Genomic DNA, 13,704 nt, shown 5'->3' with positions numbered 1-13,704 from the left:
TTTACTGAATAAATACTTTTTTGATTGTTATGAAAGGAACCAACCTGGGAGAATTTGAAGAACTGGTATTACTCTGTATTGCTGCGTTGATAAGCGATGCCTATAGTGTGGCGGTCTGCGATGAACTGAGCAAGCACACCGGCCGCACTGTGAAACTGGGTATTGTACACGCTGTGCTGAACCGACTGGAAGAAAAAGGCCTCGTGACAAGCCGCCTCGGCGAAGCCACCAGCACCCGTGGCGGTAAACGCAAACGCTTCTATGAAGTAACCCATGCGGGCAAAGCATCGCTGCTGAAAGCCAAAGATGCACGTGAGGCACTATGGCGTATTATTCCGGACTTTAATCTGGAGGGCTCTATATGATACGATTCCGCAAAAGCCAAGATCAGAAAGAAGCCGAACCTCCGAAACTGGCGCAACGCCTGCTGGAATGGTACTGCCGCTCTGACATACTGGAAGACCTGCAAGGCGATTTGAACGAATACTTTGAGCGCAACCTGAAAACCGTAGGCAACACCCGTGCCCGGCTGATTTACTGGCTCGATGTGCTCAAGTTTTTTCGCCTGTATACGGTTCGTGAACCGAGTTTCACCAATTTTTTTATATACATAATTATGATTAGCAGCTATCTTAAAACATTCCGCCGCAGTTTGGTACGCAACAAACTGTTTTCGTTTATCAACATTTTCGGGCTGGCCGTCAGTATTTCGGTTGGTTTGCTTGTAGTGGGTCTGTTATCAGACCTGACCTCATACGACGATTTCCAACTCAAAAAAGAACGTAGTTATCGGATAATGACCCGTTATCAGACTCCTACGCAATCGCCTATGGAACTGGCGTCTACCTCGGTGAAAGTGGGCAGAAGAATCCGCGAGACTATCACCGGAGTGGAAGACCTCACCATTATGCGCAACGGGTTTTATGGCGATGCCCGCGTGGGCGACAATTACCTGCCACTGAATGCCTACTGGGCTGACGAATCGTTCTTCAAAGTATTTACGTTTCCGCTCATTAAAGGTGATCCCGCTACCGCTTTGAAAGAACCGTATTCGCTGGTGCTGACAGAAAAAACAGCCGAAAAGCTTTTCGGTAAAGCCGATGCTCTGGGCAAGGTAGTAAAATTTGACACGCTGAATTATGTAGTGACAGGCATAGCTGAAGACGTAAACAAGTTTTCGCACATCCGTTTCGATGCACTTGTTTCATTTGCCACTGCCGACGCCAGCTTAGGTAAAACCGACCAGAATTTCTATGGCTGGGACAACATCTGGCAGAATTACGTTTATATTACATTGCCCAAAAACACCGACAGTAAGGCCTTGCAAGCTAATCTTGACCGCTTGTCGGCACAGGAAAACAAGGCCTTCACTGACAAACAGATAAGCGTAGCCCTGCAACCCGTCAGAGAAATTGTATTGGGCAAGCCGCTTTCCAATTCTATTGGTCCTAATGTATCGCCGGTTGTATTATGGGTACTGGGTGGGTTATCACTGGTTGTCATGCTGTCGGCCTGTTTCAATTACATGAATCTGTCTATTGCCCGCTCTTTGAAACGCGCCCGCGAAGTAGGCATCCGTAAAATTATCGGTGCTCCGTTTGGCCATATTTTCGGACAGTTCATGAGCGAATCTGTGTTCACCGCGATGTTATCGTTAATCTTTGCTTTTTTTCTCTTTCTTTTTCTACGGAAACAGTTCCTCGACCTCAATCCTTTTCTGAGTAATCTGGTTTCCCTAGAGCTTTCGTTCAGGCTTGTCCTTAATTTCATACTTCTGGCCATAGGCGTAGGTATAATAGCCGGGTTCTTCCCTGCCTTGTTTTTCTCACGCATCAATGCGCTGCAGGTAGTGAAAGACAACTCCAGGTTCAAGGTGTTCCGCCATGTCAATATCCGCAAAGCCCTGATCGTGATCCAGTATTCGCTTTCGCTGATTTTCATTGCCACTACGCTTATTGGTTTCCGCCAGTACAAAGGATTTCTATCGTTTGACCTGGGTTTCAAAACCGAAAACATTCTGAACGTGCGCCTGCAAGGCAACAAAGGGAGCCTGCTGATTAAAGAGCTATCCGAAATCCCGGCTATAGATGCCATATCTCAGTCGATGATGATTACAAGTCTGGGCAGTATACATGGCACGCAATTGAAATACACCAGCCCGAAAGACAAAACCACCGACTCGTCGATGGTGTGGATGAATACAGTTGATGAGCATTACCTGCCCATTCATGAGCACAAGCTTCTGGTCGGAACCAATTTTACGCAGCACCCAAGAAGTGGAGAAGAAAGCGAGATAATTGTGAACGAACAGGTATTGAAACGTTTCAACATCACCGACCGCAACCCGCAAAAAGCGCTTGGCCAACGAGTGATTGTTGACGGCAAGCAACTGACCATTGTGGGTATACTGAAAGATTTCCATTATGGCACCATGGAAAACAAAATTGAACCGATGATGCTCCGCTATTCGGCCGAACCTCAGGGGGGCTATGTGAATCTGAAAATCAGTTCTAATGATATACCCGCGGTGATGGCCAGTGTTGAAAACGCCTGGCGCAAGATAGACAAAGTGCACCCGATAGACGCTCATTTTTACGACGAGCAGATTGAGGTTGCCTATAGCCAGTTTTCTGTGATGGTGAAAGTAATCGGGTTTATCAGTTTTCTGGCTATATGCATTGCTTCTTTAGGTTTGTTTGGTATGGTGGTGTTTACCACAGAAGTAAGGCTGAAAGAAATCAGTATCCGCAAGGTGCTGGGCGCTAAAGAAAGCGGATTAATCTTCTTACTAAGCAGGAGTTTTCTGATACTGCTGGGCATAGCAGCTCTGGTGGCGCTGCCTGCTACTTACTTTTTCTTCGATCAGGTGATACTGACCAAATTTGCGTATCACCTGCCGATGGAGCTCTACGAGTTTGTGGTTCCGCTTTTGGCAGTAATGGTTCTAGCATCGGTATTGATAGGCTCTCAAACCCTGAAAGCCGCCAGAAGTAATCCGGTGAAAAACCTGAAAACGGAGTAGTTTTGGAGAACGGAGGAAGGAATAGGGAGAAAGTTCCATTCTTAACACAGGTAGAAGACAAGGCAATGCCTTGTCTTCTATTGTTTACATCGGGTATTCTCACTTAATCCACCGCCATTTGCTCTTAATCAATACCATTCAATAACAATTTTTGCAAGCCTGCTACTTATTTTTTATCATTGTAACCAGCATTGATAATGATGCGTCTGAGAATCATTCAGTCAACAAAAACCACATCACATGAAACAATTCCGGATTCTGGTTCTGTTTACTTTGCTTGCCTGCTCATCCGATAAAAAACAGGATGCAGCCGGCGACACAACCCCTAAGGCATTCACACTTATTTTCAAGTCGACAGACACCGAGCCCTTAATGGCATTCCCACGTCTCACACCTGCGGAAGAAGATAGCCTGACCTCACATTATGTGGTTAATCCCGGTGATACCCTCAGCATCACCCTTCAGGATAATCAGCAATTAGTTGATCTGTTTTATCCCGCTGACTGGGACTATTTTTATACTGTTTCCAACGGAGATACCCTTCTGGCTGAAATGAATGCCGACAAAAAAGCTGTTTTCAGATTAGTCAATGGCAAAAAAGAAACGTTCAGAACAGCACAGGAAGAGGCTTTCGCCCAAAGCCCACGCAGAAAAGAACTAGACGAACTGTTGCAAAAAACTATAGAATCGAAGAGTGCAAATAAGGCTGAAATGCTGAATACGTACAGGAAGGCCAGTAAAGAATATTATGACTCACTGCGCGACTCACTGCTGAAAAGTAAAGGAGCAAGTGCGCATATACTGGCAGATGTGGTTCTGATGGAGCAATACAATAAGTTATCGGACCTGAACGCTGCCGTACACGATGCGGAACTGACCGCCTTATTGAAGTCTGACAAATACCTTAATACCGACAACTTTAATAACCGGAATCTGGGCACTTTGCTTAATACTTACAGCTACCATAACATTATCAGAAATCCGCAGAACAAAACTCTGGTCGAAAAATACAATACGGAATTTGAGGGATTCCCGGAAGAAATAAAGGCTGACTTTAAACTGAGAGCAATTATACAGATGATTGTTCAGAAATATGACCGCAAGACCACCATTCAGCATATTGATGACTACATAGCAAACTATGGGTCAAGCAATACATTGAAAGACTGGATGAAAAAAATTGAATACGGCGCAGTGGAAAGTGATGATTTGGATCTGGCAGATGCCAATAACCATAAACAAACATGGACAGCACTTGTAAAACAATGGAAAGGCAAAGTGATTTACGTCGATTTCTGGGCAAGCTGGTGTGGCCCCTGTTTAGCTGAAATACCCTATTCTAAAAAACTAAAGAAAGAACTGAAAGATGTGGTGTTTGTTTATCTGGCCCTAAGCGACGAAGAAACCGCCTGGCGCGCAGCCACGGAAAAATACGAGCTAAAAGAAAATAGTTATCTGATTACCAACACCGAGAGCTCGGGTTTTGTAAGCCAGCACAAGATTAACACCATACCACGTTACATGATTGTCGACAAAAACGGTGACATCATCAATCCAGATGCCCCAAGGCCATCGTCCACCGAAATCAGTTATCAGTTAAAAGAAGCCTTGAAGAAATAATAGGCATCAGTCCGGCAGAGTGAGCATTAATATATCGTCCCTGACGGGACTTTAAACACCTTTTGCTCTGATTACTACAGATATAACGTCCTTACAGGACTAAAATCTTACTGAAAAAGTTGACTAGCTGTCCGCTCTATTATTTCATATCCCGTTAGGGATAACATATCAGTAGAATAATGAGTATGCAAGATTTCATTCAAAGTCCCGTCAGGGACGATATATGCAGGGTTATTGTTTTACAAACCCCGAATCTCTTATTTCTTATCAATCAACACCTTCAAATCTCCTTCAATCGACACTAACTTGTCTCCCTTTATTCTTATTTTGCCGTTTACTTTATTAGTGGTTACCAGTTTAAAGGCACGCTCCGTCGTCGGTGATTTCACCCAATACCTTACAGGTACACCTCTATACTGTGGGGGATAAACTGCAGTACCACCAATGGCATAAAACGAATGTAACGGAGCATCTCTAAGGTCGCTCGTAAACCAGGTCTCAAAAGTATAGCCATTATGCTGGTAGATAATTTGCTTGCATAGATAATTGTCTATTAAGCTATCAGGTTTTAAGCGCTCAAAAGCACTTGTGTCTACCCGCAACTTATAAGTACGGCTGCCAAACTTTGAGTATTGATTGATTATCAGTTTCCCGTCCTTGTCGTTCAGATTGGCTAAATAAGACTGGTTATTTTCAAAATCAATAATGTTGATATGTTTTTGGGTAGAATCTGCATTAAAAGACACTATAGAGAAATAGCTGCGATCCTTGCTGTTAAGTAAGGTACACACAAGTCTTTTTTGATTCAGGCTTTTATTGGGTTCAATATTTTTAAAGTTGTCTTCCAAATCCATAGTAATGGCATAGTCGAAAGTATAAGTTCTTTTCTGGGCAGAGGCGGTATAAATAAAAGTGAAGGTGATGATTGCAGCAAAAAGTGTTTTCATTTTAATTTTAGTGATTGTGTCAGGCAAAGCTTAAAAGTATGAAAATAAATTAATCGTAAAAAATAGAATTGTACTTTATCATGCTCAAAGAATAGCTGACATAGACTTACTAAATAATCAGCCGAACGGAGGCGCGATTTGGATACCTCATACCATTATTCTAGGATAGCTTAAAACAATAATTGTTCACCAAAAAGTTCAATGCGATAAATACTGTCTTTCAATCTTCCTTTTCATTCCTTGTTTATACATTGCAAAACATTAGGCACCTAAAATATCAGTGTTTTGTCGGGATTTATCCCTAATGTTGTCGTTTTTACACAGTGTAGAATCCTAAAATGTTTCCCATATTTGTATTATCACTAACAACTAAACTGGGCAAGTTTATGAAAAATATATTCAACGCAAGCAATCATATTAAATTACTCCTAATCGCAATCATTATGGCTACGGCATCTATAGCTAATGCGCAGCAAATCAAACCTACCGCCAGTGGCTACGCACCGGCTAATGGCATCAAAGTTTATTACGAAGTATACGGCAACGGTAAGCCTATCGTTTTACTGCATGGTGCCTACTATACCATTGAGATGAATTGGGGGGAATTAATACCTGAATTGGCAAAAACAAGGAAAGTAATTGCCTTAGAATTACAAGGGCACGGACATACACCCTTTTCAGATAGAAAATTATCATTGGCAACTTTAGCCAGCGATGTGGAGAAAGTAATGGATTATCTGAAAATTGACAGCGCGGATGTAGCGGGATATAGTTTTGGTGGTGAGGTAGCCTACCAGTTTGCGATACAGAGCCCTAAACGATTGAAAAAACTGGTCATCATTTCTTCTGTTTATAAAAGTGAAGGCTGGGTAACCGGAATAGCCGATATTTTTAAAAGTATGAAGCCTGAGTTTTTTGCAAATACGCCACTGCAAACCGCCTATGATGCAGTAGCACCGGATAAAACAAAATGGACTGCATTTCTGGAACAGATGATTGCCTTGGCCGGAGAGTCATTTAATCTGGGTGACGACAATATAGCAAAAATCACTGCTCCTGTATTAATCATTTCAGGCGACAACGATGGCATGGATAAAATCGAACTGGCAAAAACATATCAATTATTGGGAGGCGGTATTGCTGCAGGTTTCCAGCCGATGCCAAAATCACAGCTAGCCATTGTTCCTAATCAAGACCATGTCAGCCTGATGATGCAGACAAAAACAATACTCGGGTATTTGAATGGGTTTCTGGAGTAGGGGGAATCGGCTAAAGCAGAAATGCCCCTTTCCACGTGGCTACTATAAGGTCCTCAGGGATTTAATTTTAGTGGAGAGGGGGATTACACTTTAATATCTAATAAATACCTCTTTTGAAGTTTTTGGACGGTATAGAAAAATATACTCAACAGCCATAACAAAACTAATAATTGAGTACGGTTAACTTAGAATAGTGGTAGTTGACTTTCTATTTTAGGGTAAAATGCCCCAATAATCATAAACGGATTTTTTCCTGTAAAATGATGAAGTTGAGATGTTCCTAAAAATAAATACAGGTCTTTTGTTTTTGCAAAATCATCAAAGTATTTCTTCTTTACGTCTTCAACTGCTTTCTCTTCATTCCCCGCATGCTGGCCGAGGCAATTCCAATAAAGTTGTCCAATTTCCCAATCTTCAATCATCATTTTACTTTGTTTTCCGTTACAGTCATGTAAAACATAAGAAAACTTATATGGAAGTTTGCTAACAACTTCAAACAAATCCTCATCTTCTTTGGCAAATAAATTACTGCTTCTTTCTTGCTTTAATTTTTCAAGTTTTTTCTTATCCCATTCTCGTTCAACCTCTTCAATTTTGAAATCTATAATTCCGCTCGGCTTGAATACAGCAAGAGACGTCATGACATTTCTGTCTTTTGCTTCTGAAATCAGTTCTTCAATATCGGTATAAACCTTTTTTTTAAACACGATTTCTTTTCGCAACAACCAATTGCTTCTTGTGTCTAAATGGTCTACGATTTTTATTTCAGTATCATAAGAAACAGGCCTATAACTTTCCTTTCTGAAATCACTGGTGTTTTTCACAAGGTCTATTTCAATCCAATCGTATTTTTTGTATTGCTCTTCAAATGATTTTTTACGAAACTGTATGGGATAAATCCTTATCCAAGAACCATCTTCAAGAAAACCTGCTGTACAGACCAGTTCATCATACTTGCCTGAAATAGTAGGATAGGTTTTTGCGGCAATCAAAACTTTTGTCTTTGCCATTGTCAAATATGTTTAACCTCATAATTAAAGTTAGGCAAGCTTTCAATGGCTTCTGCGAGGTGTTTTCGATGACACTGACATATATTGGCTTCAAAACAAGTTAGAGCAATACGCTTTTTTTCTTTCAGTAAGTTTAAAATCTTTTCCTGCGAAGCGGTTGTTTTTGTTAAATTGTTTTGGCAGTATACAGCAAATAATTTATCATAATCAGCTTGTGTATTCAATTCTTGCCGTTGTTCTGATTGTATGCCAACCTCAGGATAATGAACATATTCTATTCCCAAGTTATTACAATAGCGTTGTAATTCACTTTTGCTAAAACCATATTTCATACTTAGCGGATTGTTGCGGACGTCAACCAACACTTTTACATCGTTTTTAAGTAAACGATTCAGGTATTCTTCCAACGATATTCCCTCATAGCCGATAGTATACAAAACAGTTTTTTCATTTCTTGGGCGGCTGCTGTTAACCTTTTCAAGTTCTTGAAGAGTTAAAATTTCTTTAGCTTTTAAGCTATTAATAGCCCAATACGGAAAATTTAAATATGTATGCTTCATTAAAGCACTTGCATTCATTTTTCCGTATTGCATTTTGACCTCCTGCATCAATTTTTTGTCAGCATCTTTTAAAGCTTTGAAATAATCAGTTACTTCGTTGCTCGCAAAATGACTTGTCGTTTCCGACAACATTCCTCTTTTTACCATTGCGGTTAAGTCCGCGTTTGCGGAATATGAGTAACAGCCATAGCGATATGGAATAAAATCGTATTCAGCCTTGGTTTGTCGCCGTGTAAACAAAAAAAGCAACTTTTGAAGGCTTATCTTATCTATTTGGCCTTCAAAAATTTGCAATAATGCCAATATAACTTTTCTTCTGTAAAACATAATACAAAGATACTAAAATTGATTTTTCAAGCCTAGTAGCAGACTGAAATATTGTCAAAATGTAATTTGCCCGTCGAACTTAAAGCATGATTGATTTGAAAGTATTGAATTGGAAAAAAAATCAAAAACTGTCTCCCATTCTTTATCCTTACTTTTTCATAATCTGCTTTTCAGTCTGCCGTTATTTATATTTGTCTATCAACTTCTGTAAACTTTTCTAATTCCTCTATTAATAAGGACTCAGTTTTTATTTAAAAATGCAAACCGGATTAGGGAGTGCTCTTTCTCCGGCTAAACTTACCCCTTATAATTCGGGTCAAATTCCACAATCCATTCAATACCATATTTGTCTCTGAACATTCCGGCGTACGTACCCCAGGGACTCTCGCCAATGGGTCCTTCAATACTTCCACCTGCTGATAGTCCGTTAAAAATTTGGTCTGCTTCTTCGCGACTTTCTGCGCTGATTGATATTTTCGACCTGTTTTCGTTTTCGTTTACTCGTCCCATAAATTCCGGCACATCATTGGCTATCAACTTATTACTTTTACCGATAGGCAAAGCAATATGCATAATTTTATTTTCTTCTTTTTCCGGAACACTGAATTCAGCACTTGCCAGGTCTTTGAAACGAATAATATTTGTAAACTCTCCGCCAAATACTGATTTGTAAAAAGTAAATGCTTCTTCGGCATTTCCATTGAAATTGATCCAGGGATTGATTGTTGCCATAACTTTATTTTTTAGATTGTTAAATTCGTTACTTTCTTATTTGTTTTGAAAACGAAAATCATTTTTGAGATAAACCCGCCAACAGATTTTCCAAATTGCTCATTGATAATTTGAATCCTTCCGTAAAGCCCATTTCAATCATCCTCTCCATACGGGCAAGCGATTCATTATAAATAGTAATGCTCACTTTTGTCTTTTCGTTTTGTTCGCTGAAAGTGTAATCCCATTCAGAACCTGGCAATTCGGGGTTTTCGTCTTTGTCTGCAAAGGAATTATACATCTTAAAATTTGTTTTCGAGGTAATGGATGTATATCTCTGAATTGACCAGCGCTCTTGTCCGTCGGGGCTTATCATCGCATAAAATCTTTGTCCTCCAACCTTGAAGTCCATATACTTAGTTTTGGCGCGTATGGGTGCAGGTGCTCCCCATTGGTCCAGTAGTTCCGGCTTAGTAAAAGCATCCCATACTAAAGAAAGCCCGGCATTAAATTCCCTGATTATAAATACCGTTTTCGCTGCTTTGTCAACATTAAAATCAAATAGCAAATCGTTGTTCATTTTGTCTGTTCTTTAATTGTTGATAATAGTTCGTCAAGTTGATTAAATTGAATTTCCCATTTTTGCCTGAATTGGGCTAACCAATGATCAAATTCCTGCATTTTTTTTTCATTAAAGTGATAATAAATCTCCCTGCCGCTCTGCTGTGGTTTAATCAATCCGCATTCGTGCAATACTTTAATGTGTTTTGATACCGCCTGGCGGGTCATATCAAATTTTTCTGCCATCGCATTTGGTGTTAATGCCTGAATAGCAATTAACGCTAAAATGGCCCTGCGTGTCGGGTCTGATATGGCCTGAAATATATCTTGTTTCATGGTTGATTATCAATTGTGCAACTTGTAGGTTGCAAATATATATGCAACTTTTGAGTTGCGCAAATAAATTAGCATTTTTTTGTTGAGGTATAATGACAAGAAATTCAGTGGATTGTGTATTTGTTACAATAAAATCAAAGCGGGGCCTTGCTTTACATGAAGAAGGGATTTGAATCCTCTATTATCCCTGACTCATAAACGCAGAGTCCCCTGCCCCGAACTAGCCATCGCACTCGGGAGACACTGCTAATACCTGATTATTTTATTTTTTGGTTTTTTCTGCAAAGGCAATGATGTGCCCATCTGCATCGGCAAAGTAGCAGGCGGTATCGCCCCAGTTTCTGTCTTCTATTGGACTGATGAGCATTGCTCCGCTATTGATAGCATTCGTGAACGCTTCCTGCACATCATCTACTATCAGATACAGCTCACATCTTGGAATACCCGTACCCTCGTTGGGGTGGGGTGTTTTGTCACCCAATACTTTGGCTATGCCTTCGTTGGGCATCAGACCTAATTTACAGGTTTCAGACAGGTGAAACTCAGTCATTCCCGGTACATCCAGTTCAGGTATTTTCCCTAATATTTTCTGATAAAACAGTGCGCTTTCCTGCTGATTGCGAACGTATAATATGGTATGTATTAGTTTGATGTGAGGCATGGGATTATTTTTATTTTTTCGTTTAATGTAATAATATTTTATTGCAGCGAACGAAATGTTCGCGCCACAACCATTTACAAAATCTCCACAAACCCGTCTGTTCCATTCACTCTTATTCTCTGGCCGTCTTTAATCAGTTGGGTGGCTTTCTCAACGCCTACTACTGCGGGTAGTCCATATTCACGGGCGATTACCGCTCCGTGGGTCATGAGTCCACCCACTTCGGTTACCAGACCTTTGACAGATACAAACAGGGGTGTCCAGCTCGGGTCGGTAAAGGGTGTAACCAGAATATCACCCTCTTCCAGATTGGCCTCTTCTATATTCACGATAACCCGCGCCCGCCCTTCAATTACACCTGTAGAAACCGGCAAGCCCACGATAGCATCGGCCGGAAGGTTTTCCCGTTTATACTTCCCGGTAATAATTTCACCGTCGGAGGTTATCACCCGTGGCGGAGTCAGTTTTTCAAACAGTTCGTAATCGGCTTTTCGCTGATTGATAATTGCGTAATCGGCGTGATGCGTCCGTACCACTTCGCGCAGCTCTTCAAAACTAAGGTAATATATATCTTCTTTTTCATGAATAACGCCTGCCTGCACCAGTTTTTCTGCCTCGCTCAATAAAGCCTGCCTGTAAACAAAATAAACATTGATTTTGAAGTATTTCGGATATTCACGATAACCTGCGAAATTCCTGAGCTGAGCAATCATTTCTCTGGTTTCTTCCGCTTTCTGTTCGCCATCCGGCAGTTGCTTCAGCCTGTCGAGCAGCTCCAGTTCTTTTGTTTTTGCTTCTTGTTGTCCCTGTTCAAATTTCCGGTGACCGGCACCGGCTTCAAAGTTTTTAATGTTACTGAGAATAAGAGGTACCAATGTGAGCGGTTTTTCGCTCCAGCGTGTTCGGGTAATATCAATTTCTCCTACACACCGCATGCCGTATGTATCAAGATACCCCTCAATTGCTTCCCGGGCTGCCTGTCCGCCGTTTAATTGGGGCAGTTTGTCAAGAAAATTATGGTCTGTTGTCTGCTGCAGATAGTCAATCACTTCCGGATAAGGGCGAATCGCATCGGCCACATCCAATAACGCCAGACCCATTGCTGAAGTAATGTTGTTGGCCACAGACTGGGCAAGCGTATCGGCTGCATTCTTTTCACCCAACCAATCCATCATTTTTTCGTTAATCCAGGCCGCAGCATTGACACTAGCCATAATAGCAGCCAGGCTTTGCGAGTCGAACAGGTCTTTCTTTAATTGCAGAATATCAGCCTCAATAAAATCAAACAGATCCACCCCTGATTGACTTGCGATATTTTGCTTTAGGGCTTCAACAGAAGCCCGGTTATTCTTAATCAACTGTGCAACAATAGCAGGGTCGTTTTCAATGGGTAGCTCAGCCATTGAAGAGGGCATTCTTACCTGATTGGCTTCGGGGGTTCCGTCTTCCAGTTCCTGTATAAAATCGCCGCGGTCTACAATGGTGCTGAGGGCATCTTTAATGAGCGGGTCCGATTTCCCTACCATATTAAATATCATGGCGCGTTTATTGGGTACCGCCAGCATGGGAGTCACGTCTACAAAGAGCCTGCCGCCTGCGGTGCGCATGGGGGCATTGGTTATGAGCAGGAAGAAAGATAGTCCGAGGGGTTTGATGGGGTCGGTCATCATCTGCTGATGCCCCACAGATATATACACGTGGTTATCCGCATCGGTCGCTTCCGGAATGGGAAATAAAGTAGTAATCGGCCGACTCTGAACTATATAAAATACCCCATCGGCAAGACACCACTCAATATCCTGCGGACAGCCGAAATGTGTTTCTATTTTTCTACCGAGCTGTGCGAGTTGCAAAATCTGTTCATCGGTCAGCACCTGTGCGTTCTGCTGTTCGGTTGCAATCTCTCGTTCTTCAGTACCACCTTCCGGCAGGGCATAAATGGCCAGTTTTTTGACAAATATCTGTTTATCAATCAGTTGATTATCCTTCACTTGATAGACATCAGGATTTACACGACCTGACACGAGTGCCTCACCCAAGCCGAAGCCTGCATCAATAGATACTACCTTCCGGTTGCCGGAAACCGGGTCGGCCGTAAACAAAATACCCGCTGCTTGCGGAAAAACCATCTGCTGCACCACCACAGCCAGCTGGACTTTATGGTGGCCGAAACCGTTTTGCAGACGATAAATAATAGCCCGTTCGGTAAAGAGCGAAGCCCAGCACTTGCTGATGTGTTTCAGAATTGCCGCACTACCGATAACATTCAGGTAGGTATCCTGCTGACCTGCGAACGATGCCGTCGGCAGGTCTTCTGCCGTAGCGCTCGACCGAACGGCATAGGCCGCGTTTTCACCCGACTGCCTGAGGTATTCTGTAATTTCTTCTGCTATATCTACTGGAATGGGCGTTTCTTCTATTAGTATACGGATGTGGGCACTGATGCTGCTGATGTGCTTTCTATCTGCGGCTTTCAGTTGCGTTAACTCATCCAGTAGTTGGTTAAGTTCGGGGTTGTTTTCGGTTATTGTTTGGTAGGCTTCGGTGGTTATGCAAAAGCCTGGTGGCACCAATATTCCCTCAATTCCGGACAGTTCTCCCAGATTAGCACCTTTACCTCCTACGATTATCAGTTTTGTTCTGTCAACTTCTTCAAAGTCCAATATGTATGTACTCCTGTTTTCCATGTT

General features: G+C 41.8%; 12 protein-coding genes. 4 read left to right on the top strand and 8 right to left on the bottom strand.

The features are described 5' to 3' along the window. Positions 1 to 29: 29 nt before the first annotated feature. The 3 genes from AC1RRY_RS19090 to AC1RRY_RS19080 all read left to right on the top strand — a co-directional run bounded on the left by AC1RRY_RS19090 (position 30) and on the right by AC1RRY_RS19080 (position 4,642). A complete protein-coding gene (locus tag AC1RRY_RS19090; protein ID WP_492821611.1) occupies positions 30 to 365 on the top strand; it encodes a PadR family transcriptional regulator in 336 nt (111 codons plus the stop codon). Next, the gene (locus AC1RRY_RS19085; RefSeq protein WP_492821613.1) at positions 362 to 3,022 is read left to right on the top strand and encodes an ABC transporter permease; all 2,661 of its coding nucleotides are present in this window, start codon (positions 362 to 364) and stop codon (positions 3,020 to 3,022) included. Before AC1RRY_RS19090 ends, AC1RRY_RS19085 begins: the two co-directional genes overlap by 4 nt. Positions 3,023 to 3,262: 240 nt before the next feature. Beyond that, entirely contained in the window at positions 3,263 to 4,642 is a 1,380-nt protein-coding gene (locus AC1RRY_RS19080) for a TlpA family protein disulfide reductase (protein WP_492821615.1), read from the top strand. Positions 4,643 to 4,899: 257 nt separating this feature from the next. Here the strand turns inward: AC1RRY_RS19080 and AC1RRY_RS19075 are convergent, their stop codons facing one another. Beyond that, positions 4,900 to 5,589: a hypothetical protein gene (locus AC1RRY_RS19075; RefSeq protein WP_492821617.1), complete on the bottom strand. Its 690-nt coding sequence runs from the start codon at positions 5,587 to 5,589 to the stop codon at positions 4,900 to 4,902. 386 nt (positions 5,590 to 5,975) lie between these two features. On the opposite strand from AC1RRY_RS19075, the gene AC1RRY_RS19070 reads away from it, so the two are divergent. Then, positions 5,976 to 6,848 carry an alpha/beta fold hydrolase gene (locus AC1RRY_RS19070; RefSeq protein WP_492821619.1) on the top strand — a complete coding sequence of 291 codons (873 nt, stop codon included), beginning with the start codon at positions 5,976 to 5,978 and terminating at the stop codon, positions 6,846 to 6,848. A gap of 185 nt (positions 6,849 to 7,033) precedes the next feature. On the opposite strand, the gene AC1RRY_RS19065 is transcribed toward AC1RRY_RS19070, so the two are convergent. The 7 genes from AC1RRY_RS19065 to ppsA form a co-directional block, all read right to left on the bottom strand. Further along, on the bottom strand, positions 7,034 to 7,858 hold the full coding sequence (locus tag AC1RRY_RS19065; protein WP_492821621.1) for a DUF8758 domain-containing protein: 825 nt from the start codon (positions 7,856 to 7,858) through the stop codon (positions 7,034 to 7,036). Positions 7,859 to 7,860: 2 nt separating this feature from the next. After that, positions 7,861 to 8,745, bottom strand: a complete 885-nt coding sequence (locus AC1RRY_RS19060; protein ID WP_492821623.1) for a DUF488 family protein — start codon at positions 8,743 to 8,745, stop codon at positions 7,861 to 7,863. Between the two features lie 297 nt (positions 8,746 to 9,042). Continuing rightward, positions 9,043 to 9,477, bottom strand: a complete 435-nt coding sequence (locus AC1RRY_RS19055) for a VOC family protein (protein WP_492821625.1) — start codon at positions 9,475 to 9,477, stop codon at positions 9,043 to 9,045. A 58-nt stretch (positions 9,478 to 9,535) separates the two neighbouring features. After that, positions 9,536 to 10,036: an SRPBCC family protein gene (locus AC1RRY_RS19050; RefSeq protein ID WP_492821627.1), complete on the bottom strand. Its 501-nt coding sequence runs from the start codon at positions 10,034 to 10,036 to the stop codon at positions 9,536 to 9,538. Beyond that, positions 10,033 to 10,353: an ArsR/SmtB family transcription factor gene (locus tag AC1RRY_RS19045; protein ID WP_492821629.1), complete on the bottom strand. Its 321-nt coding sequence runs from the start codon at positions 10,351 to 10,353 to the stop codon at positions 10,033 to 10,035. Before AC1RRY_RS19045 ends, AC1RRY_RS19050 begins: the two co-directional genes overlap by 4 nt. 262 nt (positions 10,354 to 10,615) lie before the next feature. Next, positions 10,616 to 11,014 carry a VOC family protein gene (locus AC1RRY_RS19040; RefSeq protein WP_492821631.1) on the bottom strand — a complete coding sequence of 133 codons (399 nt, stop codon included), beginning with the start codon at positions 11,012 to 11,014 and terminating at the stop codon, positions 10,616 to 10,618. 74 nt (positions 11,015 to 11,088) lie between these two features. Continuing rightward, positions 11,089 to 13,701, bottom strand: a complete 2,613-nt coding sequence (gene ppsA, locus AC1RRY_RS19035; protein WP_492821633.1) for a phosphoenolpyruvate synthase — start codon at positions 13,699 to 13,701, stop codon at positions 11,089 to 11,091. Positions 13,702 to 13,704: the final 3 nt, after the last annotated feature.

This window comes from Emticicia sp. GW821-FHT11C11 (assembly GCF_058808615.1).
Note: the sequence above shows the minus strand (reverse complement) of the source record. Positions and strands in the feature narration are given on the sequence as shown.